Origin of the sequence: Mesobacillus boroniphilus, from assembly GCF_018424685.1 — a bacterium.
GTDB lineage: Bacteria > Bacillota > Bacilli > Bacillales > Cytobacillaceae > Mesobacillus > Mesobacillus boroniphilus_A.
This window is the reverse complement of sequence record NZ_QTKX01000001.1, coordinates 2,240,833-2,265,750: the sequence shown is the minus strand read 5'-3', so window position 1 is coordinate 2,265,750 and position 24,918 is coordinate 2,240,833. Positions and strand designations below refer to the sequence as shown.

Below are 24,918 nucleotides of genomic sequence, written 5' to 3'. Positions count from 1 at the left end.
ATAACAGATGAGGCAAAAGAGAAAGCGACTTGGTGATTTATTGGTTGAAACAGGTTTGATTACAGATGAACAGCTGCAAGCGACACTGGCTGAAAAAACAGAAGGCCAGAAGCTTGGTGATGCTTTGCTTCAGAGGGGGCTCATTACTGAACAGCAGCTCATCGAGGTCCTTGAGTTCCAGCTCGGTATCCCGCATATCAGCTTGTATCGCTACCCATTTGATACAAAATTATTTACCCTTGTTCCAAAGGATACGGCCAAAAGGAAATTGGTCATTCCGCTGAAAAAGGATGGCGATAAGCTGTTCGTGGCCATGGCTGATCCGATGGACTTCTTTACTGTGGACGACCTCAGGCTTTCAACTGGTTTCCATATCGAAACGGCAATCGCCACCAAAGATGACATCATCCGGGCAGTCAATAAATACTACGACAGCAACGAAGGCTTTGAAGATCTGATTGATCAGAAAAGTGCTCCGATGGAAACGATTAAGGAAGAAAAGATAAGTGAAGCAGATTCGCCTATTATTCGTCTGGTGAATCAGCTGCTTTCGAATGCGTCCGCTAGCAAGGCGAGTGACATCCACATCGATCCGCAGGAAACAAAGGTCGTCATCCGCTATCGTATCGATGGGATTCTCAGGGTTGAACGGGTTTTGCCGAAGCATATGCAAAATGTCCTCATCGCGAGGATTAAAATCATGGCCAATCTTGATATCACGGAAAACCGTGTTCCACAGGATGGACGGATCAAGGTGAATATCGACTTCCATCCGGTTGATTTGCGTGTGTCCACACTGCCGACTGTGTTCGGCGAAAAAGTCGTCATGCGTATCCTTGATATGGGAAGCACATTGAATGATGTAGAGAAACTTGGTTTTAACAAGCATAATCTTGAACGGTTCTTGGATATAATCGCGAAGCCTAATGGGATTGTATTGATTACCGGTCCCACCGGTTCAGGGAAATCATCGACCTTGTATGCTGCTCTGAACAAGCTAAATAGTGAAGAAGTCAATATCATCACGATTGAAGATCCAGTTGAATATCAACTCGAGGGCATTAACCAGATTCAGGTCAATCAGAATGTCAGGATGACATTTGCAGCCGGACTGAGATCGATTCTCCGCCAGGATCCAGATATTATCATGGTTGGGGAAATTCGTGATAAGGAAACGGTCGAGGTATCAGTAAGGGCGTCATTGACCGGCCACCTTGTCTTAAGTACAATCCATACAAATGATGCCCTTAGCTCTGTAACAAGGATGATCGATATGGGGGTTGAACCATTCCTTGTAGCGTCATCATTGAGCGGAGTTATTGCCCAAAGGCTTGTCCGGAAAGTCTGCCGGGACTGCGCAGAGGCACATGAGCCAACGAAGCGCGAAATTGATATTTTCTCAAAAAGAGGCATTAATATCGAGACCGTCTGGAAGGGACGGGGCTGTTCCTCCTGCAATATGACTGGGTACCGCGGCCGCATCGCCATCCATGAGGTGCTAGCAATTGATGAAAACCTGCGCAGGGCGATCATGAATGAGGAGCCTGTGAATGTCCTCAGGGAAATCGCTGTAAAAAACAAGACGGTTTTCCTGATTGATGATGGCTTGTTAAAGGTGAAACAGGGCCTTACGACAACCGAGGAAGTTTTAAGGGTTGCAATTACTGAGTAAGCGGGGAGAAAGAATGAAAGAAAAAATCGAGCAACTGCTGATGTCTGGATTCGAACTCAAGGCTTCCGACATCCATATAACTGTCGGAGTGCCGCCCATCATGAGAATCAATGGGGAATTAAAGAAATACGGTACGGACATCGTCCTGCCGGAAGATACTGAGGGAATGGCGAAAGCGATCATACCTGAGAACTTGTGGGAACAGTTCAAGGAAAAAGGAGAATTGGATTTCTCTTATGGAGTTCCTGGCATCTCTAGATTCCGGATTAATGCCTATCACCAGCGAAGCTGCGTATCGCTCGCAGCCCGTGTCGTGCCGACTAAGATACCGACTCTAGAAGAACTGGGAATGCCTTCGATCTTGAAAAGAATCGCTGAAAAACCACAAGGTCTTGTGCTTGTCACCGGACCGACCGGAAGCGGCAAATCAACTACTCTTGCGTCAATGATTCAGTATATCAATAATAATATGCGCAAACACATCGTTACGCTAGAGGATCCAATTGAGTACCTGCATAAGCATGGCAACAGCATCATCGATCAACGTGAGGTTGGTTTCGATACGAATAATTTTGCCAATGGTTTGCGGGCAGCGCTCCGACAGGACCCGGATGTCATCTTGGTAGGGGAAATGCGTGATCTGGATACAATCCAGACAGCGATCACAGCGGCTGAGACAGGTCATCTTGTTCTAGGGACACTACATACTTCGAGTGCACCGCAGACGATAAACCGCATCATTGATGTCTTTCCGTCCAGCCAGCAGACACAAATCCGTATCCAGCTCGCTTCTGTATTGGTATCCGTAATATCACAACGTCTGTTTCCAACCGTCGATAAAAACGGGCGTCGCGGCGCGACAGAAATTCTTGTCAATAATGCGGCAGTGGCGAATCTGATTCGCAATGAAAAAATCCATCAAATTATTAGCATTATGCAAACTTCGAAGGCTTACGGCATGCATACCCTGGAGATGAGCATCAAGGAACTGATCCAGCAGGGAATTATCCAAAGGGAAGCAGCAGAACCATATTTACAGGAGAAGTTGGTGTAAAAATGGCACGATTCAAATATTCCGGCCGCGACCGGACAAAGAAACGATCAGGGACGGTCACAGCTGGATCCAAGCGAGAAGCCCTCGAAAAATTGCGTGAGGAAGGAATCAGGACAACTGAAATCGTTGAGGTCCCAGAAACACTTTTGACAAAAGACATTTCGATAGGAAATCCCGTAAAGCTTCAACACCTGGTTATCTATCTCCGCCAGTTTGCCACATTACTGAAAGCCGGTGTGTCGGTCGTCGAGTCAACAAAGATCCTGGCCAACCAAACAGACAGCAAAGCATTAAGGAAAGTGCTGCTCGATATCGAAGCAGAACTGAGAGATGGGAACCAGCTGTCCCAGGCATCAGCCAAGCATCCCAAAATATTCTCTGCGATGTATATCAATATGGTCCGTGCCGGGGAAGCGGGGGGGAACATGGATGAGGCCCTCGAGCGCTTAGCCGAACACTACGAAAAGCAGCATAACACCAGGCAGAAAGTAATTGCAGCCTTAACGTACCCCGCAGTCATTGCCGTAATTGCGATAGGTGTTGTCATCTTCCTGCTTGTTTCAGTCGTACCAACTTTTGTCGGGATGTTCGAAGATTTTGGTGGAGAGCTGCCTGCTATAACAAAGTTCGTGCTTGGAGCCAGTGAATTTATGCAGAAATTCTGGTGGCTGATAGTCCTGTTCTTTATGGGTATTGCGATCTCACTTATTTTTATTAAAAAGAATAAAAAAACGAAATATTATCTTGATTACGCGCTATTAAGAATGCCGATATTCGGAAAACTTTTACAAAAAGCAGTGCTCGCACGGATGACAAGAACATTGAGTTCTTTGTTCACAAGTTCAGTGCCGATACTTCAAGCGCTGTCGATTGTCGAAAACGTCGTCGAGAATGAAGTGATTTCCAAAGTGGTACGGGAATCGCGCGATGCATTGGAAGTGGGACAATCGATGACAGTTCCGATGCGCAGGCACTGGGCATTCCCGCCACTGGTCACCCAGATGATATCTATCGGGGAAGAAACTGGCTCGCTTGACGGAATGCTCGGAAAAGTCGCCGAATTCTATGAAAAAGAAGTAGAAACAAGCACAGATCAGTTGAAGTCATTGATTGAACCAATCATGATTGTCGTGCTCGCCGGACTAGTTGGAACCATCGTCACATCTATCATGATTCCAATGTTCGACATCTTTAATCATGTGAACTAAAAATTAGCAAAAATAGACAAAAAACTAGAATTTTTAATATTAATTTAACAATCTATCCATTATAATATTGATAGATACATATATCTTTTGTCATAGGTAAATAATACTAAAAGGGAGAGATAATAATGTTAAAAGCACTGAAGGAAAAAATGAAAGATCAAAGAGGTTTGACGCTGATTGAACTATTGGCGGTTATTGTAATTTTGGGGATTATTGCTGCGATTGCGATTCCGAGTATTGGTGGGATTATCAATAAATCAAAAAATGATGCAAAAGTTGCCGAGGCAGTCCAAATAATTAATGCAGCTAAATTAGCGCATTCATCAAAAAGCGATGTTGTTAGCTGGACACATACTACTTTAGGTGACTATGTTTCTAATGTAAAAGATGCAGGACTTGATTATGTAGTAGATTATGACGCTACAAATAAAAGGTACACTATAAAAAATCATGATGCTGCCTCGATAGTTACTCATGCAGCCACTGATACTACTGTAACTGAAGCAGAATTATTAGCTCATACAAGGTAATGATTTTATTAATTACTATGTACGGCATCGTCGTTGGCTCCTTCTACAACGTAGTAGGCCTTCGAGTGCCAGAAGGAAAGTCTATCGTAGCGCCGCGTTCTTCTTGCACGAAATGTGGGCATCAACTGACGGCGCTTGAGTTGATACCGGTTTTGTCATATGTGTTCCAAAGGGGGAAATGCCGCCAGTGCAAGGTCGGCATTTCTCTTGTTTATCCTTTATTTGAGCTTTTGACGGGTCTGCTGTTTGCAAGCGCGTTCCTGCTGATTGGCTGGAGCTTTGAACTGGTAATCGCTCTTACATTGATTTCATTGTTCATTATCATTACTGTCTCAGATCTTGCTTATATGATCATCCCTGACAAGGTGCTGCTTGTGTTCGCTGGGATCTTTGCGGTCGAACGAATCTATCATCCTCTTACGCCGTGGTGGGACTCTCTTGCGGGTGCAGCGGCGGGATTCATGTTCCTCTTATTGATTGCCTTCGTAAGCAGGGGTGGCATGGGCGGCGGCGACATTAAGCTTTTCGCGCTGATTGGCTTTGCTGTCGGATTGAAGATCATGCTTCTGTCCTTCTTTTTCTCCACCTTTTTTGGCGCATTTTTCGGGATCATCGGCCTGCTGTTCGGACTGGTGAAAAAGAAGCAGCCAATTCCATTTGGTCCATTCATCGCAATAGGCACGCTAGTGGCGTATTTCTTTGGTGAGAAAATCGTTGATTGGTATTTGAATCTATTACTAACTGTTTTTTAATTAAAGGAGTTTTTTAAATGGCACTTTCCCTTTTTTCGGGCAGAAGCAAGGTTGTCAATCTTGTTCTCAATGACCATTCCATCCGGTATGTTGAATTGAAGCAGAAAAATCCAGCCATGCCTCATCAGTACGGACAACGTTATTTGCCTCCTGGTATCATTTCGGACGGCAAAATCCAGGACTTTGATACATTGGTGAATATCCTTGATGAATGTATTGATGATTGGAAAATCGCCAAAAGGGAAATCCGTTTTACCGTGCCTGATTCTCTGGTGATTATCAGGAAGGTTTCAATTCCTGCTGATGTAAAAGAAGATGAAATCCATGGATACTTGTACTTGGAACTGGGGACTTCAATACATCTGCCATTTGAAGATCCAGTATTTGATATCATTACCCTTGGTGTTGAGGACCAAAAGCAGGAGATTCTTGTTTTTGCCGCACCTGAAAAATATGTAACAGAATATGCTGATCTGTTCAAAAGTACCAAACTGAAGCCGATTGCTGCGGACATCTCACCGCTTGCTATATACAGGCTATATCATCAAAATGATATGGCGTGGGAAAACGAGGTGCTTCTGTCGATCCAGTTTGACCTCGATGTTGTCAGCATGTGTGTGTTCGAGGAGCATATTCCTGTCTTCATGCGGCACATCCCGGGTGACCTGAAGGAAAACTGGAAGGTGAAACGGGGAAGGGAGCGCGGTACCGAACAGGAACTGGTTTATGAAGGGGAATTCTCCGAACTGACCTTCCAGCTTGAAGATATCTATCGTGATATTGCAAAGCTGATGGATTTTTACCGCTATTCTCTTACACATGGCAAAAATGAAGTGACGCGTATTCTTGTAAACGGCGACCATCCAATGTTCGATCGAGTGATTATGGATATGAAGGAACGATTTGAGATCCCAGTAGATACCTTGAAGGTCATAATGCATGGAAGCGGCCAGGAGTTATTGCCAAATTCCTTTCATCTGGCGCTGGGGCTTGGATTAAAAGAGGTGCAATGATGCTAGTCGAGATTAACCTTTTACCTAAAAAAGAACATAAGAAATCTTCAATGCTCATTATGACACTGACTGGAATTCTATTATTTTCAGTCAGTGCCTCAATAATATTTTTCCAGGGCAGCAGCTATGAAAGTAAGATGGCATCACTTGATAAGCAGATCGAAAGTCTTCAGAAGCTGAATGAAGCCCAGCAGGCGAAACTGAGTGAAGGGGATGCTGGCAGCTCAACTGTGAAGCTTCAGGAAGCAGTGAAGTGGGCAGAGCAATATCCGCATGAAACGGTACCGCTTCTTCAAAAGACCATTGCCCTGCTGCCTGAGCGCGGCTTCATCCAAAACTTTGAATATAGCGATTCGAACTCTGTTGTAATTCAGATTCAATTTGATGCATCAAGAGACGCTGCTTTTTACTTGAGTTCCCTAAAAGGTGCGGATTGGGTAGAGGGAGTATCATTGATGAATGTGGTCGCACAAAAGCAGGATGAAGAAACAGAAGCTGCCACATCGACTGTTAATGTGGAGAAGGAGGAAGATAAAATCCTTCCTCGTTACAGTGCAGAGTACGAAATCAGGTTCAAGCCAGAATTATTCAAAGGAAATAACGGTATCGCTTCAAAAGGGGGGAATGAAACATGAACCTCCAACTTGAAAAGAAACATACCATGATTTTGACACTAATGGCATTATTAGCAATTTTGATCTATATCGGTGTCTACTTTCTATACATATCACCGTTAAAAGACAGTCTTGCTCTCAAGGAAAGTCAACTTAAGTCTGAGCAGCAGCTGAGTGAGACACTGGAAACACGGTTGTCCACGGCAAGCGCAACCGATTTTAGCAGTACGGTCGAATTGCAGAAGATGCTGCCAGTCGATCCAATGACTGAACAACTTGTCCTGGACCTTGAAAAAGCTGAAGTCATATCGAACAGTTATATTACTTCCATGGAATTCAACAATGACGGTCAGGGAGTCAGTGAAGCTCAGCCAGCCCACGGTGAGCAGCCGGCAGTTGACAGCACTAGTACCGAAAACCAAGGAACAGAATCGGTCACAGCAGAGGAAAACCAGAATACTATGCCTGAAGGGATAGCAAAAAATTCTGTGACGGTGAAAGTTGAATCTGCCAGCTATTTTGAACTCGAAAAGTTCATTGCGACACTGGAAAAATTGCAGCGGGTGGTCATGGTCGAATCGATTTCATTCACTGGCCCTGAGGAAATCAATTCCCTTTCAGATGAAGAAAAGATGATTGCTATGACCTTGACGATCAATACATTTTATCTGTCAGGCTTTGATGACTTAAAAGACTACAACCCAAAAATTGAAACGCCCGAACCAGCAAACAAACGCAACCCTTTCCCGACTTTCGGAGATTATTCAGAAGATAACCTTACAGAAAATGAACAACCCAATGTCGATGGAACAGAAGGAACGGACGAAAACTAATCTAGTAAAAAAATTGACGAAAGCATTCTATAACAAGACGACAAAAGTCTTGTTATTTTTTTTTGCCACTATGATAGGATGAAGCCAAACACGAACGGGCAGGGGGAGGTACAAGCATTGGACAAGCAAGGAAAGTCAATCACAATCAAGATTAATGGCAAGGACCGTCCGGTTCAGGTAGACAACAAAAATCAGAATATTGGAAGCATAAAGAAGCCTATACAGGAAGAACCCATTGAAAAAGGTAAATATGATAAAGAAAAAAGCAGCAGTTACCAGATCAACGATATCCGTGGAGACCGGAGCAAGGTGTATCCGCTGGAAAAGGATGCAGCGTTGAATGAAACAGCGGCCGCCCAAGAACAAGCTGAGGAGAGCTTTGACTGGATCTTGCCTGATCCTGTCGATGAGGAAATCATCAAAGAATACAAAATCACCCCAAAGCAGGAAAAAAAGCAAAAAAAGAAAAGCATCGGCATTTCGGTATGGAATACTAAAACGAAACGGAATAATCGTCTTTATACGACTATTATTTTGAATGTCCTTTTTGCCGTTTTACTTGGGACGGCGTTTGGAGTGACATTCCTTAAATTCCTGCCATCAGAACCGAATACAGCTGCACCAGCAGTGACCCAGCCAAAAGCTGGTCCGACAGCTGAAAGCCCTGCAGGTGGCAATGAGTCGCTTGATTTACAATCAATTCCGGCCTTTATCATCCAGAATGGCATTTTCACAACAGAGGCTGCTGCAAAGGAAAGGGTGAATCTCCTTGATGGCCAGGGAGTTACAGCAGAGTTGTTTCCTGTGAATGGCAAGTTCGCCGTCTATTTAGCAACCGCTGGAAGCATTGAGGCTGCGAAACAACAGGCAGAGGCACTCGAGGCTAAAGGGGTTGAGGTGTTCGCAAAACCATTCGAGATTGCAGGTGGAACGGCAGCTGGCTTAACAGCAGCTGAATCGGAATTCCTCCAGCAGGCACCGGAAATCTATACAATCCTGATGAGCGGAGCTGCAGCTGCGTCGGAGGAAGTGAAAAAAGCAGAAAATTACCAGGCGATGATCAGCAAAATAGAAGACAAGAGTTTAAAGGATCCAACCGTTCTAAAGGCTAAGGCGAGCATGGAGAGGGCGGGTGCTGCCTTTATGAGCTACCAAAAAACTAAGGATGCCAACCAACTGGCGGAAATGGAGAAAAGCCTTCTGGCATTCCTGTCAGCCTATCAATCGCTTGGCAAGTAATACATTCCGGCAATCTATTTATTGGCGGGATGGAGAAAGAATATTTTCCGGGAAATTGTACAAATTAACAGAGCCTTCGGCAAATTGCGCCAGGCTCTGATTTTTTTTGCCAGAATAAGGACTTTAGATTGTTTGAAATGGTGAACTTTGATAGTATTAGCTTGTATCTCCCTTTGATGCAAAAAGAAAAGAAAGGTGATTTTATGCAACGCCTCATTTTAGCCTCTTCTTCTCCACGGCGAAAAGAACTTCTTGAAAACCTCCGCTTGAAATTTGAAATCTCGAGCAGTGATGCAGACGAAAGTTTCAGTGAGTCCCTCAGCCCTGCTGAAGTGGTTATGGACCTTGCTTCCAGAAAGTCGGGAACTGTGGCTCAAGATTATCCAAATTGTTTTGTGATTGGCTCAGATACTGTCGTGGTCAACGATGGAACGATCCTTGGGAAGCCTGAAAGCGGACAAGAAGCCTTACAGATGCTCAAAAAGCTGTCTGGGAACACCCATTCAGTTTACACAGGAGTATCGATCATCTCCCCTGAGAAGGAAACACGTTTCTATGAAAAAACAGATGTGACGTTCTGGGAATTGTCAGATGAAGAAATCGACACCTATATAAAGAGCGGTGAACCCTTCGATAAGGCAGGCGGCTATGGAATCCAGGGATTCGGCAGTATGCTTGTCAAAAAGATCAGTGGGGATTATTACACAGTTGTTGGACTGCCTGTATCCAGATTGATCAGGGAGTTAAGAAAAATCGGATACAACCTTCCTTATTAAAAGAAAGCCACAGAAACTTCTTCTACACTTCCCTCGTCATAATAAATGACCGGGAGGAAAACCGATTGTCTACAAATTCATTAATGATCAGAGATTATCCGCAAAATGAGCGGCCGCGGGAGCGATTTGTCCAGAATGGCCCTCAAAGCCTTTCCAATCATGAATTGCTTGCCCTGTTGCTAGGAACGGGATCGCGCGAGGAATCAGTTCTCCAGCTAGCAAACCGAATGCTTTCCCAGTTTGAGGGCCTCCGCCTTCTAAAAGATGCTACTCTGGAAGAGTTAACCCAAATAAAAGGGATCGGAAAAGCAAAAGCGATCCATGTACTCGCGGCAGTTGAAATCGGCAGGCGCATCGCCAACCATACCCTTGATGAACGCTATGTGATCCGCTCACCGGAAGACGGTGCGAAATACTTAATGAGTGATATGCGCTTTTTGACACAGGAGCATTTTGTCTGCTTATACTTGAATACGAAAAACCAGGTGGTCCACAAGCAGACGATTTTTATCGGCAGCCTTAACGCTTCCATAGTACACCCAAGAGAGGTGTTTAAAGAAGCAGTACGCCGGTCAGCAGCGTCTGTCATTTGCGTCCATAATCATCCATCAGGTGATCCTACCCCAAGCAGAGAAGATATAGAAGTGACGAAAAGACTTGCTGAGTCCGGTAAAATTGTCGGAATTGAATTGTTAGATCATTTAATCATTGGGGAAAATAAATATGTTAGTTTGAAGGAAAAAGGGTATGTATGATACTAGGATTTTGATTGACGTTGCGATATAATATAATTTATGATTTTTGCGGACAAAGTTAAAATTTTGTCAGGAAATCTGCCTATGAACAATCAACTAATTTTGTTATAGATTGCCTGTTCTTTTATTGCATTTTTTGTTAAGAAAGGGAGATACAAATATGTTTGGGATCGGAACAAGAGACCTCGGAATAGACCTTGGTACTGCTAATACACTCGTTTATGTTAAAGGAAAAGGAATTGTTTTAAGAGAGCCGTCGGTTGTGGCACTTCAGACGGATACGAAAAATATCGTTGCTGTCGGTAATGACGCGAAAAATATGATTGGCCGTACACCAGGTAACGTCGTAGCATTAAGGCCGATGAAAGATGGCGTTATTGCTGATTACGAGACAACAGCGTCAATGATGAAATACTACATTAAACAGGCAACGAAGAATAAAGGCTGGTTTGCCGGTAAGCCGTATGTAATGGTATGTGTTCCTTCTGGAATAACAGCTGTTGAGGAACGAGCGGTTATTGACGCAACTCGCCAGGCAGGCGCAAGAGATGCCTTTACGATTGAGGAACCGTTTGCAGCAGCTATTGGGGCAAACCTTCCTGTATGGGAGCCAACTGGCAGCATGGTTGTCGACATTGGCGGCGGTACGACAGAAGTGGCGATCATATCTCTAGGCGGAATCGTTACATCTCAATCTGTGCGCATTGCTGGTGATGAGATGGATGGTGCAATCATCAATTATATTCGTAAAACTTACAACCTTATGATTGGTGAGAGAACAGCTGAAGCGATTAAAATGGAAGTTGGTTCAGCAGGAGACGCGGATGGGATTGAAAATATGGAAATCCGCGGCCGAGACCTGCTGACAGGATTGCCAAAGACCATTGAAATCACAGCCGAAGAAATTGCCAGAGCGTTGCGTGACACAGTATACGCCATTGTTGATGCTGTTAAGCTGACACTTGAAAAAACGCCGCCAGAACTAGCTTCTGACATCATGGACCGCGGAATTGTCCTTACTGGCGGAGGCGCATTGCTGCGTAATTTGGACAAGGTCATCAGTGAGGAAACAAAAATGCCGGTCTTGATCGCCGAAGACCCGCTTGATTGTGTTGCAATTGGTACAGGCAAGGCATTAGATCATATCGATTTATTCAAGAGCAAAGCAAAAGAATCAAGGTAATAGGAAGAAGGGAAGCGGGGGAAATCCACTTCCCTCCTCTTCTGTAATCCATTTTTTTAGATTAGAGGTGTAAATCATGCCACAGTTCTTTTTTAATAAACGCCTGATAATGCTGCTTGTGAGCATTATAGTCCTCGTGGCATTGATTGGATTTTCTTTAAGGGAAAGAGAAGAATTGACATGGCCCGAACAGTTTGTCAAAGACTCTACCAGCTGGGTGCAATCCGTTGTCTCAAGACCTGCGAATTATATTGCTGGTTTAATCGAAAACCTTCAAGACTTGCAAAATACATATCAGGAAAACAAAGAGTTAAAGAAACGCGTTGATGATATGGCCCGCCTTGAAGCGAAAGTATACTCCCTTGAAAAAGAAAACGAGGAGCTTCAGGAAATTTTAGACAAGAAAGAATCACTAGCAGACTACGAACCAATTCAGGCAGTCAGGATTGCCAGAAGTCCTGAACGCTGGAATGAACTGATCATCATTAATAAAGGCGCTGCTAACGGCGTCGAAAAAAACATGGCGGTTATTACTGCAAAAGGTTTAATCGGTAAGATCAAGAGTACGACACCATTTTCGGCAACCGTGCAGCTAGTCAGCTCCATTGACCCGACCAACAGAATTTCTGCGATCCTCCAGGCAGAAAAGCCGCTTTACGGCACAATCGAAGGGTATGACAAGAAGAAAGAACTTCTTTTGTTAAAAGGGCTTCCGTATGATGCGGAAATTGAAAAAGGGCAGAATGTCGTCACGACTGGTATGGGTGGAATTTTCCCTAAGGATCTTCCAATCGGCAAGGTTGTCAAGGTTGTCCCTGATCAATTTGGCCTGAATCAAACGGCATATATTAAGCCAGAAGCAAATCTTTATGATTTGGAACATGTTATGGTTGTTAAGAAATCAATGGTCTCAGTGGACCTTGAAGAAAGCTTGGAAGATAGTGAAGGTGAGGAGGAAGACAATTGATCCGTTTCCTGCTCCCGGCACTTTTCGCTTTATTATTCATCCTGGAAAGTTTGTTTGTCGAACTTCTGCCTGCAGAATTATTCAACAGTGACCGGATTCTTGTTCCGCATTTCCTCATGGTAGGGATATTATTTTTGACGGCTTACCTGAGTCCAAGACATGGAATCCTTTATGGTATTATTTTTGGACTGCTTTTTGATGTCGTCTACACAGAAATTATTGGGATTTATCTATTCATGTTCCCGTTCATCGCCTATTTGTTCGCAAATATGATGAGGATTCTGCAGACCAATGTTTTGATTGTTTCAATTTTATCCCTACTTGGCATTGCGCTTTTGGAGGTAGGAGTTTACGAGTTGATGCTGTTGATAAAAATTACTGACCTGGACTTTTCGACCTATGTTAAAATAAGACTAGTCCCGACATTAATTCTAAACCTTGCGTTTATCATATTGGCTGCCTATCCATTTAAAAAACAATTCGAGAATGCTGCAGACAGACTTAGGAACGATTGAGTCATGATCTACTGTATTTGAGGACATGGAAGCAGCGGAGTATAGGGATGATTGATCACGCCTATTCAAATAAAGGAATTTGAAGAATGCTTGTCGAATTCCTTTTAATGATATAAAACAGATTTTTGTCCAGTTTCTGTCCCTCGGGCCGTAGCATTCCTGATGAAGAGCTTTCGAGGAAACGGGCTGCTCCTAGTGAATATTCGCGGTTGAATGGGAACAAAGGAGTATATTGGGGTTATTGGACAGGCTGTGGAATTGCTTTCTCGCAGGGCGTAACATGCCTGTTGAGGCTGACCAAGGCGCTAGCGCTTTTCTTATGAGGTGAACATCCAGTATGAAGAAAACACAAAATGTGACAATAAAAGGAACAAAAGATGGGCTTACGCTCCATTTGGACGATACTTGCTCTTACGATGAATTGAAGAAGGAGCTTGATAGGAAGCTTTCGAATTCAACTCGTGTCCAGGAGGAGCAACAGCTGCTATCGGTTAAGGTGAAGGTAGGAAACAGGTACCTTTCAAAGGATCAGGAGGAAGAACTGAAAGATTTGATCCGCCAGAAGAGAAACTTAATCGTAGAGGAACTTGAGACGAATGTGATCACCAGGGATGAAGCTGAGAGGCTTCGTCAGGAAACAGAAATCGTGACTGTTGCCAAAGTGATCCGTTCAGGCCAGGTCCTTGAAATAACAGGAGATCTGCTGCTAATAGGAGATGTCAATCCCGGAGGAACGGTTAAGGCGACTGGGAACATTTTTATCATGGGTGCCTTGAAAGGCATTGCACATGCGGGCACAGAAGGAAATGAGGAAGCAGTCATTGCTGCATCTGTCATGAAGCCCTCCCAACTCAGGATCAGTGATTGCATCAATCGGGCTCCAGATGATGTCCCTGAAGAAGACAGCCGCGTGATGGAATGTGCTTACATATCAGACAATCAACAGATTGTTGTTGATAGATTGCAAGTTTTAATGAAGAAAAGACCTAATTTAACTAGATTCGAAGGAGGCCTCTAAAGTGGGAGAAGCGATAGTAGTTACATCCGGAAAAGGCGGAGTTGGCAAAACGACAACTTCTGCTAATATAGGTACAGCTTTAGCCCTACAAGGCAAAAGAGTCTGTCTTGTTGATACAGATATCGGCTTGCGTAACTTGGACGTTGTCATGGGGCTTGAAAACCGCATTATCTATGATCTTGTTGACGTAGTTGAAGGAAGATGCAAGATTCATCAGGCCCTTGTAAAAGATAAACGCTTCGATGACCACCTTTACTTGCTTCCAGCTGCCCAGACCAGCGATAAAACTGCGGTCCAGCCGGAACAAATGAGAAAATTGGTGAATGAACTGAAGCAAGATTATGATTATATCATCATCGATTGCCCGGCAGGAATCGAACAAGGATATAAAAACGCCGTTGCTGGTGCTGACAAGGCAATTGTTGTCACAACACCAGAAGTATCCGCGGTCAGGGATGCTGACAGGATTATCGGCCTGCTTGAAAAAGAAGAAAATGTTGAATCACCAAAGCTGGTCATCAACCGTATCCGAAGCCATATGATGAAAAATGGCGACATGCTTGATGTGGACGAAATCACTACACATCTATCCATCGATTTGATCGGGATTGTGGCCGATGATGATGAAGTTATCAAAGCTTCAAACCACGGCGAGCCAATCGCACTGAACCCAAATAGCAAAGCTTCCATCGCATATAGGAATATTGCTCGCAGAATTCTTGGTGAATCAGTTCCCTTGCAGCAATTAGACAACGATAATAAAGGCGTATTTTCGAAGATTAAAAAGTTCTTCGGAGTCCGCTGATCACAAGGCATCTGCTCTCACTTGTTCGAGAGCAGATGCCTTTTTCATTCAATTAATGGAAATTGTCATACTCTTATTGGACAGGTCATAGACTTGTACTAACTTAGAGTACAAGGGGAATGGTGGGGATTGGATGAACTCGAGAACTGATGATATACGCAGAAGGATGATGAAGAGGAAAAGAGAGCGGGAAAGAATGGAGAAAGTGAATCATAACCGCTTTTTCTCGACGGAAGAAGAACGGCATGGTTTTGACAGGATTCCATCTTATGACATGGGTCCAGGGGAAGGCGGACATCCTCTTTTCAAGAAGGAAGTTTTTCTGTTCAAGGTGCTTGCTTCCGCATGTCTCGTTTTGATCATTGCAATCATTTTCCGGAGTCCATCTGAAAAAGCAGAAACGATCCAGCAATATGTGAAACACACGATGGACCAGGAATTCCAGTTTGCTGCCGTTTCTAACTGGTATGAAGACCAATTTGGCAAGCCACTGGCATTACTTCCAGCAAAAAGTGCAGATGAGGAAAATAAGCAGGAACTGAACCCAGACAACCAATATGCTCTCCCTGCTTCCGGGAAGATCCTTGAGGATTTTGGCGACAATGGCCAGAGAATTATGATTGAAACCGGCAAAGGTGCCGGCGTGGAAGCCATGGATGAAGGACTTGTCCACTTTGTCGGCATGAAAGAAGGATTCGGTAAAACGGTCATTGTGCAGCATGCAGACAAGAGTGAAACATGGTACGGAAACCTTGACGATATCGATGTGAGCCTCTATGAATATATTTCTAAGGGAGCAAAGTTAGGTACGGCAATGGACAGTACGGATGGAATAAAAGGTTCATTTTATTTCGCTATTAAAAAAGGGGATGACTTCGTAGATCCCGTCCAGGTGATTAAGTTTGAATAAAGCCATTGCCTTATTGCGAAAAATACACATCCATCCTTTATTGTGGGTGATCATCGCCCTTGCTGTTGCGACCGCGCATTTTATAGAGCTGATGATGGTGCTGCTGATTATTTTTGTTCATGAAATGGGACATGGTGCTGCAGCTTCTTTTTTTTCGTGGAGAATCAAGAAAATCGCCCTGCTTCCTTTCGGCGGGGTAGCTGAAATGGATGAGCACGGGAACAGGCCGTTAAAAGAAGAACTGATTGTTGTTCTGGCAGGCCCCCTGCAGCATGTTTGGATGATGGCGCTCTCCTATTTGCTGTTTACAGCAGGTTTATTTCCAGAGAAATGGCATCTGCTGTTCATCGAATATAATATAATGATCCTCCTGTTCAATCTTATCCCCATCTGGCCATTGGATGGAGGCAAGCTGGTGTTCATTCTGTTATCGATGAACAAATCCTTTCAGGAGGCACATCTGCGGACATTGTATGTTTCAGCAGGAACCCTGGTCATTTTTTCGGCTATACTAATCATTCTCGCACCTTTGACACTGAATGTCTGGGTCATCATCGGTTTCCTGGCGTTTTCTATCTATTATGAATGGAAGCAGCGGCGTTTTACGTTCATGCGTTTTTTAATGGAAAGGCATTATGGGAAGCAGGTGGATTTGAGAGAACTAAAGCCAATAAACGCAACCGAGAATGAAATGGTCGGTCAGATACTGGAAAAGTTCCAGCGTGGCTGCAAGCACCCAATCATCGTCAAGCAGCAGAACGGCAAGGAAATGGTCATGGATGAGAATGAATTGCTCCATGCTTTTTTCAGTGAGAAGTTATTGTCAGCAAAGATAGGAGATTTGCTTTACACCTTTTAAAATAGGATAATAAATGCAGCGCAGACAGCTTTTGCGCTGCATTTTTTTGCGGATAGGGAGAAACAATGAACAAGCTAATCATTAATGCAAATTCTAGAGAAAAGCGCTTCGCATTGGTCAAGAATGGTGAAGTCGAAAAAATATATATCGAACAGCCTGACCAGCAATCTCTGGTCGGGAATATTTATTTTGGTATCGTAGAAAAAGTGATACCAGGGATGAACGCAGCATTCGTCAATTTTGGCGAAGAAATGAGTGGTTTTCTTCAAAAAGATAAACTAGCATCCTATGTACTGTCAGAAGATGAGAATAAAGCGAATCGGATGATTTCTTCGTATGTGCATCAAGGTGAAAAGCTGCTTGTTCAGGTTGAAAAAGACGCGGCCGGGACAAAAGGGGCAAGGCTGACAGGAATCATTGAATTACAGGGAGAGAACCTTGTATATATGCCTCAGGGTAAATACATTGCTGTTTCTAAAAAGGCAGACTCGACAGACACCAGGAATAAGTGGAGAGAATTCGCCAGTCATGTCAAAATGCCTGAGGAAGGTCTTATTTTCAGGACCGAAAGCCTGAAACAGACTGAAGAAGCAATCATGCGTGAGCTAGAGCAGCAGCGGGTTCAATATGCTCAAATGACAAAGTCCATGTCAGCAATGAAGAAGCCAGGACTCGTTCACAGTCGCGATTACTTTTTTGAGCAGGCTGTTGCAGCACTTCTTTCTTTTGAAAATGGAGAAGTGGTTACGGATTGTCTCGAGTTTAAGAAAAGAATTCAGCACCATATCACAGAGGGTAAAGAGATTAAGTTTTATAGTGGGAAAGATCATATCTTTTCTTTTTATAAAATTGAACAGGAAATCGAACGGCTGCTTAAAAGGTTGGTATGGCTGGAAAAAGGAGCCTACATGGTCATTGACCAGGCAGAGGCACTTACGATGATCGATGTGAACACAGGCAAGTTTTCCGGCAAAACGGATTTGCGTGACACGATCATGAAAACAAATTTGAATGCGGCGGTTGAAGCTGCAAGGCAAATCAGGCTCAGGGATCTTGCGGGCATCATTCTGATCGATTTTATTGATATGAAGAGTAATACGGATCGGGAAAACGTATTGAAACTCATTCAAAAAGAACTGCTTCAGGATGAGCGCCGAACACGGATTGTCGGCTTTACCGAGCTGGGAATCCTCCAATTGACAAGAAAGAAGACGAAGCAATCGATGGCCGAGACTCTGACTGAAAACTGCTGGACTTGCGGAGGTACAGGACAGGTGCTGAGCACGGAAACCGTTGCATACAGACTCGAGCGGGCACTGTGGGAGTACAAAAACTCCGATTACGAAGAAATTCACGTAGCTGCGACCAAGGCGGTCATAAACCATTTTTCAGGCGAGGCCGATATCCATAAATTGAGGCTTGAAAAAGCACTGGGCTTTAAGATAAAATTCTCAGTGTCAGACGCGGCGAAACCTTTTTATGAGATCCTTAAGGTTGGTGCTTCGACAGAACACGGTTGAACCAAAGCTGGCCATTAAAAGAACATCGATTTATATGTTGACACTTTTGCTCGGCATATGATAGTATTTTAATGTTATTGTTTGTAGCACCCGTGCTACAACCGCACGCATCAGGTATTTAAGATTTGCTTTTTGCAAACGCCTGCTGATGGCGAGTCTGAGTCTAATGAGGAGGTGCAATGGAATGTACGCAATTATCGAAACTGGCGGCAAGCAAGTAAAGGTAGAAGAAGGACAAGCAATCTACATTGAAAAGCTAAACGCTGCTGAAGGCGAAACTGTAACTTTTGACAAGGTTCTTTTTGTAGGTGGCGATAACGTTAAAGTTGGTAGCCCAGTAGTTGAAGGCGCAACTGTTACAGCTAAAGTTGAAAAGAATGGCCGTCAAAAGAAAATCATCGTTTTCAAGTACAAAGCGAAAAAGAACAATCGTAAGAAGCAAGGTCATCGTCAGCCTTACACTAAAGTTGTTATCGACAAGATCAACGCTTAATTAAGGCGGATTACCATGATTCGTGCTACGATTAATCGTACAAAATCCGGAAGCATCCAATCGTTTACGATTAGCGGCCACGCTGGATTCGCTGCCCATGGCAGTGACATTGTCTGTGCAGGTGTTTCCACCATCTCCATTGGGACAGTCAATTCCATCATTGGTTTGACAGGTGTCACCCCGGACATTGAACAAGGCGCAGATGGTTTTCTCCGCTGTGACATCCCGGACAATTTGTCTGAGGATACACAGTCGAAAATCCAATTGCTCTTAGAAAGTATGGTCATTACATTGCAATCGATGGAAAAAGAGTACGGAAAGCATATAAAATTAACCTTCAAACAGTAGGAGGTGGAACAAAATGTTAAGATTAGATCTTCAATTCTTCGCTTCTAAGAAGGGTGTAGGTTCAACTAAGAACGGACGTGACTCAATCTCTAAGCGTCTTGGCGCTAAGCGTGCAGATGGTCAATTCGTATCTGGTGGTTCTATCCTTTACCGTCAGCGCGGAACTAAAATCTACCCAGGTGTAAACGTGGGTAAAGGTGGAGATGACACTCTATTCGCTAAGGTTGACGGCGTCGTTAAATTCGAACGTCTTGGCCGTGACCGCAAGCAAGTAAGTGTTTATCCTGCAGCTCAAGAAGCGTAAGCCAAAGAGAAGCCCTAACCACTGCGGTTAGGGTTTTCTTGTATTATGAAGCTTTTTGACTGCTAACCGTCTATCTATAGACTTAAAATTGGCTATGAGAAGGATTAGGGTAAATAAAATCTACAGGGATCCAACTAATATAAATACATAATTAGCTTACGCAGAATGGCTTTTTTGTTATACTTACACCAAGCAGTCTTATGAGTAGGAGTATGTGTATGAAAAAAGAGTGGGATACAATCGAGGTTTTGCGCCATGCACGACATGATTGGATGAATAAGCTTCAACTAATTAAAGGGAATTTATCGCTGAATAAAGTGGACCGGGCTAAAGAGATCATTGAAGAAATTATCATGGAAGCCAGGCAGGATGCAAAACTATCTAATTTACATCTACCTCAGTTTGCCTCTAAATTGTTAACCTGCAATTGGGAGAATCATCATTTCCAATTGGAATATGAAGTAATGGACTCCCAGAACTTCCACAGATTAGATGACCAGCTGTTGACTGGCTGGACAGAGCAGCTTTTTGATACATTTAATTCATCGATTGAACAATATCAGGAAAATCATCTCTCCGTCACAATTGAACCACAGGAGAAAGGAATTCGGTTCTTTTTTGATTTTAGCGGAATAATAAATGATAAAAATCGCTTAAAAACGTTCCTTGACCAGCAACCGGGTGAACATATGAAAGTTATATCGGATGGCGTGGTCGATGGGGAATTGACGATAGAAGTTTTTATGGAATCACTCTAGGGAAACATAATAAGCGATAACAAATTTCAGACAGGTGGTAATGACATAATGTTTGTCGATCAGGTTAAGATTTATGTTAAAGGCGGGGACGGCGGCGATGGAATGGTCGCGTTCCGACGTGAAAAGTATGTTCCGAAGGGCGGCCCAGCTGGCGGAGACGGCGGTAATGGTGCAAATGTAGTCTTCCAGGTAGAAGAGGGACTGCGGACGCTGATGGATTTCAGGTACCAGCGCCATTTCAAGGCACCGCGCGGCGAGCACGGAATGTCTAAAAACCAGCATGGTAAAAATTCAAAGGATATGATCGTAAAGGTTCCTCCAGGGACAATCGTGTCCGATGCTGAAACTGGCGCGGTCATTGCTGACTTGGTTGAACATGGGCAGCAGGCTGTCATCGCAAAAGGTGGTCGCGGCGGCCGTGGGAACTCGCGTTTTGCTACACCGGCCAACCCAGCACCAGAGCTTTCTGAAAAAGGTGAACCAGGACAGGAAAGAGAAATCATCATGGAGTTAAAGCTCCTTGCGGATGTAGGATTAGTGGGCTTCCCAAGCGTCGGGAAATCGACGTTATTGTCTGTTGTTTCAGCAGCTAGACCGAAAATAGCGGAGTATCACTTCACAACTATCGCTCCGAATCTTGGTATGGTTGAAACAGAAGACGGCAGAAGCTTCGTACTTGCAGACTTGCCTGGACTTATTGAAGGAGCCCATTCGGGAGTGGGCCTTGGGCATCAGTTCCTGCGCCATATCGAACGTACTCGGGTAATCATTCACGTAATTGACATGGCTGCAACGGAAGGCCGTGATCCTTATGAGGATTACTTAACGATTAATAATGAATTGAAGGAATATAACTTGAGGCTGACGGAAAGACCGCAAGTAATCGTGGCCAATAAAATGGACATGCCGGATGCGGAAGAGAACCTGAAGGTATTCAAGGAGAAAATTGGAGATGAACATCCTGTTTTCCCAATTTCGGCTGTAACGAGAGAAGGTCTGCGTGAGTTGTTATTCGCAGTAGCTGACTTGATTGAAAAGACTCCAGAGTTCCCTCTCATTGATGAAGTGGAATTAGAAAAAGATGAAACTCGTGTCATGTACAAGCATGAAAAAGCTGAGCAGGAATTCCAGATTACCCGTGAATCGGATGGTACGTTTGTCATTTCAGGTGACAGCATTGAAAGGCTATTCAAGATGACTGATTTTTCAAGGGATGAATCTGTCCAAAGGTTCGCCCGCCAGATGCGCGGTATGGGCATTGATGATGCTCTCCGCGAAAGAGGCGCGAAAGACGGAGATACCGTCAAGCTGCTTGAGTATGAATTTGAATTTGTGGAATAGGCTTAAATGATTTTAGAAGGTCGATTAGCCAGAAACAGGTTAATCGGCTTTCCTCTTTAAAAATAGATATTTTTCTTTTTAAGTCGCAGCAGCAAGATGATAAAAAAAGCTAGCAATCTGATGGGGTGGTGGAGATGAAGCAAAATCAAGATAGGAAGTTTTACCTTGTTCGTGAAGATGTCCTGCCTGAGGCAATGAAGAAAACGCTCGAGGCAAAGGAGATGATCGAACGTGGTAAGGCAGAATCAGTCTGGGATGCAGTTCAAAGGGTAGACTTGAGCCGGAGTGCATTTTATAAATACCGTGATACGGTCTTTCCGTTCCATACAGTTGTGAAGGAACGGATCATTACGCTGTTTTTCCAGCTTGAAGATCGGTCTGGTACGCTTTCTGAACTGCTTAGCACGGTTGCAGCTACTGGCTGCAATGTTCTGACTATCCATCAGACGATTCCTCTGCAAAGCAGGGCGAATGTAACGCTAAGCTTGAATGTCACCGAAATGAGAGTCGAAATGGATGAGTTGCTGGCAAGGTTGAAAAGACTTGAATTCGTAGAAAAAGTTGAAGTGCTGGGATCAGGTGCTTAAATAAAGTTTATTGTAGCAGGGGGGATGGACTTGATTATCGGATATCTCGGACCGGAAGCAACATTTACGGATTATGCTGCCCGGCAATTGTTTAAAGAGGCCAAGAGGATTCCATTTGTGAGCATACCAGAATGTATGGATGCTGCTTCTGCAGGAGAAATTGATGCAGCAATCGTTCCACTGGAAAACTCAATCGAGGGTTCAGTAAATGTCACCATTGATTATCTAGTCCATGAAACAGACCTTCAGATTGTTGGTGAAGCGGTGGTGCCAATCAAGCAGCATTTGCTGGTTCATCGAGACAATGTTGAAAAGTGGAGGGAAGCTGAATTAATTTTAAGCCATCCACACGCACTTGCACAGTGCCATAAATTTTTGCATAAAGAATTCAAAGGAATTCCCCTTGAAAATATGTCTTCTACAGCCGCAGCGGCTATATATGTACAAAACCATCCTGAACGGAACATCGCCGCAATTGCGAATAACCTTGCTGCAGAGGAGTACGGATTAGCCACGGCTGAGAAAAATGTCCATGATTACAGCTATAACCATACCGTATTTGCTGTGCTGGCAAAGGAAAAACATGACATTTACATAGCTCCAACTGAAGAGTCCAAGACAAGCTTGATGATTACATTGCCTTCAGATCGCGCAGGAGCGCTGCACCAAGTCTTATCTGCTTTCTCATGGCGAAAGCTCAATCTTTCCAAAATTGAATCACGCCCGATGAAAACGGGTCTAGGAAAATACTTTTTCATTATCGATATTAATTTGAAAATGGATGATGTATTAATTCCAGGAGCCATTGCTGAACTAGAGGCATTAGGCTGCACTGTTAAACTGATTGGAAGCTATTCGAGCCATAAGATATAAAAAATCCATCAATTGATGGATTTTTTTATATCCCTATTCTAAATCAATAAGTAATTTTTCTTTACGCAGCGTTTCTTCAGCTTCATCCAGCGCTTTTTCCGTCGGAGCAGAAATTGTGTGCAAGTGGATTCCGTCCGTTAACTCTGATAAATAGGAAGCTTTGGTTGCTCTGATTTTTTCCATGAACTGTTTTACTTCGTTTCGGTTTGAGACCATGATGGAAGCTGTTAAATCCCCATACACTGGATGCTCGATTCTTACATCCTTAACAGTTACACCTTGATCGACAAGAAGCAGGAGTTCTTCTTCTGTCCTTTCAGGGCCGTGTGAGACGGCAATGGTCCTTTCCGCCGCTGAAGGACGGGAGGCATGCATATAAAGATATCCCTGGCTCGTAGCGATGATTGGTTCGTTTTTAGCTTTAAGCAAGGTGATATCACCAACAATGACCTGTCTGCTTACATTTGTAATTGTCGCAAGCTCGCCTCCGGTGATAGGCTCACTGCTTTCCTGCAGACGTTTCAGGATATAGGCGCGGCGTTCATCTCCGAGGATTTTCGTAGGTTCCTTCATAATCCGATCTCTCCTTCGACTCTTCATTCGAGAATTTTACCATAAAATCAGCTTGAAGTTAAATGGCAGGGACCTGTGCGATGATTGCTGCAAGCATTTTCCCAAGGTCGACTACATCTTCCTGACTAGTCTCCCTCCCGAACGAAATTCTGAAAAATTCCTTTGCCTGCTTCCCGTTGATTCCCATTGCAGACATCGTCTTCGCTGGTGACAGCATGCCGGTATGACAAGCTGTACCGGTTGAAATCGCAAATCCTTTGCGGTTGCATTCAAGCAAGACATATTGTCCCTCAAGACCTTTTATCGCCATTCCGACAATACCTGGAAGCAGTTCATCGCCCTCTGCACCAAAAATTTCAATTGATTCCCTGACATCTGAAAGGGAATCAATAAAAGCAGTTCTTAGCTTTTTTATTCTCTGCGCTTCAGTTTCCATGAGAGAATGAGCTTTTTGCGCTGCTGCGGTCATCGCTGCGACTCCCGGGACATTTACCGTGCCAGGCCTGAAGCCTTTTTCATGTACAGTTCCTTCAATGTAAGGCTTAGAGGCAAGCTTGGGATTTACATAAGCCACTCCAGTTCCTTTAGGTCCGTAAAACTTATGTCCAGAAGTTGAAAGGGAATCTACCCATCCAGCAAGTGGCGCAACTGGTATTTTTCCGAAGGTTTGCACGCAATCAGTGTGAATCAGTATATCTTTAGAGCGGCAATAATTAGCAATATTGATGATCGGCTGGATTGTGCCGACCTCAGGATTGCCGTGCTGAATAGAAACGAGCACAGTTTCCGGCCGGACAGCTTCGATAAATCTTGTAAACTCAATTTTGCCATTTCGGTCCATTGGGAGAAATGTGATCTCCCATCCCTCTCTTTCAAGCTTTTTCATCAGATTATAGACGGAGGAATGTTCAGCAGCCCCGGTTATAATATGGTTGCCGTTTTTTCTTTTGGCAGAGAGGAGTGCCATAATTCCAAGATAATTCGCTTCAGAGCCTCCACTTGTAAAATAAATCCCCGCTTTATCAACACCAAGCAAACGGGAGAATTCTTGTCTGCAGCTCTCCAAAAGATTAGCAGAAGCACTGCCTGCTTCATGAAGGCTCTGGCTATTCCCAAAGTACTTTGTCGATGCCTGGATAAAAATATCTGCCGCGTCCCGGTCCAGTGGACATGTTGCCGCGTAATCGAAATATTTCATAGGTTCGCTCCTGTTCAACAATTATGGGTTGCTTGTGCCCGAAATCAGGCTTTCTAACGAATCTCGGTCACAAGAAGAACCAACTTGTGCCCGAAATCAGGCTTTCTAACGATTTTCGGTAACAAGAAGAACTAACCTGTGCCCGAAATCAGGCTTTCTAACGAATCTCGGTAACAAGAAGAACCAACTTGAGCCCGAAATCAGGCTTTCTAACGATTCT

28 protein-coding genes and 1 other annotated feature are annotated in these 24,918 nt (G+C 44.0%); of the genes, 26 read left to right on the top strand and 2 right to left on the bottom strand.

All coding sequences use genetic code 11. The features are described 5' to 3' along the window. The first annotated feature begins 7 nt into the window (after positions 1-7). The 26 genes from DYI25_RS11640 (at position 8) to pheA (ending at position 22,927) form a co-directional block, all read left to right on the top strand. Positions 8-1,672, top strand: coding sequence for a GspE/PulE family protein (locus tag DYI25_RS11640; RefSeq protein ID WP_213368876.1), 1,665 nt, complete (start codon positions 8-10; stop codon positions 1,670-1,672). Between the two features lie 13 nt (positions 1,673-1,685). Next, on the top strand, positions 1,686-2,726 hold the full coding sequence (locus tag DYI25_RS11635) for a type IV pilus twitching motility protein PilT (protein ID WP_213368874.1): 1,041 nt from the start codon (positions 1,686-1,688) through the stop codon (positions 2,724-2,726). 2 nt (positions 2,727-2,728) lie between these two features. Continuing rightward, a complete protein-coding gene (locus DYI25_RS11630; RefSeq protein WP_213368872.1) occupies positions 2,729-3,934 on the top strand; it encodes a type II secretion system F family protein in 1,206 nt (401 codons plus the stop codon). A gap of 125 nt (positions 3,935-4,059) precedes the next feature. Next, on the top strand, positions 4,060-4,464 hold the full coding sequence (locus DYI25_RS11625; RefSeq protein WP_213368870.1) for a prepilin-type N-terminal cleavage/methylation domain-containing protein: 405 nt from the start codon (positions 4,060-4,062) through the stop codon (positions 4,462-4,464). Beyond that, positions 4,464-5,216 (top strand): prepilin peptidase, encoded by a 753-nt coding sequence (locus DYI25_RS11620; protein ID WP_213368868.1) that lies wholly within the window; start codon positions 4,464-4,466, stop codon positions 5,214-5,216. Before DYI25_RS11625 ends, DYI25_RS11620 begins: the two co-directional genes overlap by 1 nt. A gap of 17 nt (positions 5,217-5,233) precedes the next feature. After that, the gene (gene pilM / locus DYI25_RS11615; RefSeq protein WP_213368866.1) at positions 5,234-6,229 is read left to right on the top strand and encodes a type IV pilus biogenesis protein PilM; all 996 of its coding nucleotides are present in this window, start codon (positions 5,234-5,236) and stop codon (positions 6,227-6,229) included. Continuing rightward, a complete protein-coding gene (locus DYI25_RS11610; protein WP_213368864.1) occupies positions 6,226-6,864 on the top strand; it encodes a hypothetical protein in 639 nt (212 codons plus the stop codon). Before pilM ends, DYI25_RS11610 begins: the two co-directional genes overlap by 4 nt. Next, a complete protein-coding gene (pilO, locus tag DYI25_RS11605) occupies positions 6,861-7,676 on the top strand; it encodes a type 4a pilus biogenesis protein PilO (protein ID WP_213368863.1) in 816 nt (271 codons plus the stop codon). The genes DYI25_RS11610 and pilO overlap by 4 nt, the downstream gene beginning before the upstream one ends. A 117-nt stretch (positions 7,677-7,793) precedes the next feature. Continuing rightward, complete coding sequence (locus DYI25_RS11600) at positions 7,794-8,915, top strand: SPOR domain-containing protein (protein ID WP_213368862.1); 1,122 nt, start codon at positions 7,794-7,796, stop codon at positions 8,913-8,915. Positions 8,916-9,118: 203 nt separating this feature from the next. Then, the gene (locus tag DYI25_RS11595; protein WP_213368861.1) at positions 9,119-9,691 is read left to right on the top strand and encodes a Maf family protein; all 573 of its coding nucleotides are present in this window, start codon (positions 9,119-9,121) and stop codon (positions 9,689-9,691) included. Between the two features lie 65 nt (positions 9,692-9,756). After that, positions 9,757-10,446: a RadC family protein gene (gene radC, locus DYI25_RS11590; RefSeq protein ID WP_274609500.1), complete on the top strand. Its 690-nt coding sequence runs from the start codon at positions 9,757-9,759 to the stop codon at positions 10,444-10,446. 160 nt (positions 10,447-10,606) lie between these two features. Further along, entirely contained in the window at positions 10,607-11,629 is a 1,023-nt protein-coding gene (locus tag DYI25_RS11585) for a rod shape-determining protein (RefSeq protein ID WP_213368860.1), read from the top strand. Positions 11,630-11,705: 76 nt separating this feature from the next. After that, the gene (gene mreC, locus DYI25_RS11580) at positions 11,706-12,596 is read left to right on the top strand and encodes a rod shape-determining protein MreC (protein ID WP_213368859.1); all 891 of its coding nucleotides are present in this window, start codon (positions 11,706-11,708) and stop codon (positions 12,594-12,596) included. Continuing rightward, positions 12,593-13,111: a rod shape-determining protein MreD gene (gene mreD / locus DYI25_RS11575; RefSeq protein WP_213368857.1), complete on the top strand. Its 519-nt coding sequence runs from the start codon at positions 12,593-12,595 to the stop codon at positions 13,109-13,111. Before mreC ends, mreD begins: the two co-directional genes overlap by 4 nt. Before the next feature lie 337 nt (positions 13,112-13,448). Beyond that, positions 13,449-14,129 (top strand): septum site-determining protein MinC, encoded by a 681-nt coding sequence (gene minC, locus DYI25_RS11570; protein ID WP_213368855.1) that lies wholly within the window; start codon positions 13,449-13,451, stop codon positions 14,127-14,129. A gap of 1 nt (position 14,130) precedes the next feature. Continuing rightward, positions 14,131-14,934: a septum site-determining protein MinD gene (gene minD / locus DYI25_RS11565; RefSeq protein WP_213368854.1), complete on the top strand. Its 804-nt coding sequence runs from the start codon at positions 14,131-14,133 to the stop codon at positions 14,932-14,934. A gap of 133 nt (positions 14,935-15,067) precedes the next feature. After that, positions 15,068-15,844, top strand: coding sequence for a M23 family metallopeptidase (locus tag DYI25_RS11560; protein ID WP_213368853.1), 777 nt, complete (start codon positions 15,068-15,070; stop codon positions 15,842-15,844). Continuing rightward, positions 15,837-16,703 carry a M50 family metallopeptidase gene (locus tag DYI25_RS11555; protein ID WP_213368852.1) on the top strand — a complete coding sequence of 289 codons (867 nt, stop codon included), beginning with the start codon at positions 15,837-15,839 and terminating at the stop codon, positions 16,701-16,703. The genes DYI25_RS11560 and DYI25_RS11555 overlap by 8 nt, the downstream gene beginning before the upstream one ends. A gap of 65 nt (positions 16,704-16,768) precedes the next feature. Beyond that, positions 16,769-18,223: an Rne/Rng family ribonuclease gene (locus tag DYI25_RS11550; RefSeq protein ID WP_213368851.1), complete on the top strand. Its 1,455-nt coding sequence runs from the start codon at positions 16,769-16,771 to the stop codon at positions 18,221-18,223. Positions 18,224-18,312: 89 nt separating this feature from the next. Beyond that, positions 18,313-18,392, top strand: a sequence feature (ribosomal protein L21 leader region). Between the two features lie 15 nt (positions 18,393-18,407). Beyond that, positions 18,408-18,716, top strand: a complete 309-nt coding sequence (gene rplU / locus DYI25_RS11545) for a 50S ribosomal protein L21 (protein ID WP_041964013.1) — start codon at positions 18,408-18,410, stop codon at positions 18,714-18,716. A 15-nt stretch (positions 18,717-18,731) separates the two neighbouring features. Beyond that, entirely contained in the window at positions 18,732-19,064 is a 333-nt protein-coding gene (locus tag DYI25_RS11540; protein ID WP_213368850.1) for a ribosomal-processing cysteine protease Prp, read from the top strand. 13 nt (positions 19,065-19,077) lie between these two features. Further along, a complete protein-coding gene (gene rpmA / locus DYI25_RS11535; RefSeq protein WP_041964011.1) occupies positions 19,078-19,368 on the top strand; it encodes a 50S ribosomal protein L27 in 291 nt (96 codons plus the stop codon). Between the two features lie 218 nt (positions 19,369-19,586). After that, a complete protein-coding gene (locus DYI25_RS11530; RefSeq protein WP_213368848.1) occupies positions 19,587-20,126 on the top strand; it encodes a Spo0B C-terminal domain-containing protein in 540 nt (179 codons plus the stop codon). 48 nt (positions 20,127-20,174) lie between these two features. Further along, a complete protein-coding gene (gene obgE / locus DYI25_RS11525) occupies positions 20,175-21,467 on the top strand; it encodes a GTPase ObgE (protein ID WP_213368847.1) in 1,293 nt (430 codons plus the stop codon). Between the two features lie 134 nt (positions 21,468-21,601). Further along, the gene (locus DYI25_RS11520; protein WP_213368846.1) at positions 21,602-22,054 is read left to right on the top strand and encodes an ACT domain-containing protein; all 453 of its coding nucleotides are present in this window, start codon (positions 21,602-21,604) and stop codon (positions 22,052-22,054) included. Positions 22,055-22,084: 30 nt separating this feature from the next. Next, a complete protein-coding gene (gene pheA, locus DYI25_RS11515; protein WP_213368845.1) occupies positions 22,085-22,927 on the top strand; it encodes a prephenate dehydratase in 843 nt (280 codons plus the stop codon). A 33-nt stretch (positions 22,928-22,960) separates the two neighbouring features. On the opposite strand, the gene DYI25_RS11510 is transcribed toward pheA, so the two are convergent. Continuing rightward, positions 22,961-23,500 (bottom strand): transcription repressor NadR, encoded by a 540-nt coding sequence (locus DYI25_RS11510; RefSeq protein WP_213368844.1) that lies wholly within the window; start codon positions 23,498-23,500, stop codon positions 22,961-22,963. A 58-nt stretch (positions 23,501-23,558) separates the two neighbouring features. Next, positions 23,559-24,698 (bottom strand): IscS subfamily cysteine desulfurase, encoded by a 1,140-nt coding sequence (locus DYI25_RS11505; protein WP_213368843.1) that lies wholly within the window; start codon positions 24,696-24,698, stop codon positions 23,559-23,561. Positions 24,699-24,918 lie beyond the last annotated feature (220 nt).

Coding starts and splice junctions, on each gene's coding strand:
- mreC (WP_213368859.1), top strand. CDS start 11,706: ATGCCACAGTTCTTTTTTAATAAACGCCTGATAATGCTGCTTGTGAGC.
- DYI25_RS11540 (WP_213368850.1), top strand. CDS start 18,732: ATGATTCGTGCTACGATTAATCGTACAAAATCCGGAAGCATCCAATCG.
- DYI25_RS11560 (WP_213368853.1), top strand. CDS start 15,068: ATGAACTCGAGAACTGATGATATACGCAGAAGGATGATGAAGAGGAAA.
- rpmA (WP_041964011.1), top strand. CDS start 19,078: ATGTTAAGATTAGATCTTCAATTCTTCGCTTCTAAGAAGGGTGTAGGT.
- DYI25_RS11635 (WP_213368874.1), top strand. CDS start 1,686: ATGAAAGAAAAAATCGAGCAACTGCTGATGTCTGGATTCGAACTCAAG.
- DYI25_RS11610 (WP_213368864.1), top strand. CDS start 6,226: ATGATGCTAGTCGAGATTAACCTTTTACCTAAAAAAGAACATAAGAAA.
- DYI25_RS11585 (WP_213368860.1), top strand. CDS start 10,607: ATGTTTGGGATCGGAACAAGAGACCTCGGAATAGACCTTGGTACTGCT.
- obgE (WP_213368847.1), top strand. CDS start 20,175: ATGTTTGTCGATCAGGTTAAGATTTATGTTAAAGGCGGGGACGGCGGC.
- DYI25_RS11510 (WP_213368844.1), bottom strand. CDS start 23,500: ATGAAGGAACCTACGAAAATCCTCGGAGATGAACGCCGCGCCTATATC.
- DYI25_RS11640 (WP_213368876.1), top strand. CDS start 8: ATGAGGCAAAAGAGAAAGCGACTTGGTGATTTATTGGTTGAAACAGGT.
- minC (WP_213368855.1), top strand. CDS start 13,449: ATGAAGAAAACACAAAATGTGACAATAAAAGGAACAAAAGATGGGCTT.
- pilM (WP_213368866.1), top strand. CDS start 5,234: ATGGCACTTTCCCTTTTTTCGGGCAGAAGCAAGGTTGTCAATCTTGTT.
- DYI25_RS11520 (WP_213368846.1), top strand. CDS start 21,602: ATGAAGCAAAATCAAGATAGGAAGTTTTACCTTGTTCGTGAAGATGTC.
- DYI25_RS11625 (WP_213368870.1), top strand. CDS start 4,060: ATGTTAAAAGCACTGAAGGAAAAAATGAAAGATCAAAGAGGTTTGACG.
- rplU (WP_041964013.1), top strand. CDS start 18,408: ATGTACGCAATTATCGAAACTGGCGGCAAGCAAGTAAAGGTAGAAGAA.
- DYI25_RS11530 (WP_213368848.1), top strand. CDS start 19,587: ATGAAAAAAGAGTGGGATACAATCGAGGTTTTGCGCCATGCACGACAT.
- DYI25_RS11550 (WP_213368851.1), top strand. CDS start 16,769: ATGAACAAGCTAATCATTAATGCAAATTCTAGAGAAAAGCGCTTCGCA.
- DYI25_RS11505 (WP_213368843.1), bottom strand. CDS start 24,698: ATGAAATATTTCGATTACGCGGCAACATGTCCACTGGACCGGGACGCG.
- pilO (WP_213368863.1), top strand. CDS start 6,861: ATGAACCTCCAACTTGAAAAGAAACATACCATGATTTTGACACTAATG.
- DYI25_RS11620 (WP_213368868.1), top strand. CDS start 4,464: ATGATTTTATTAATTACTATGTACGGCATCGTCGTTGGCTCCTTCTAC.
- DYI25_RS11630 (WP_213368872.1), top strand. CDS start 2,729: ATGGCACGATTCAAATATTCCGGCCGCGACCGGACAAAGAAACGATCA.
- DYI25_RS11595 (WP_213368861.1), top strand. CDS start 9,119: ATGCAACGCCTCATTTTAGCCTCTTCTTCTCCACGGCGAAAAGAACTT.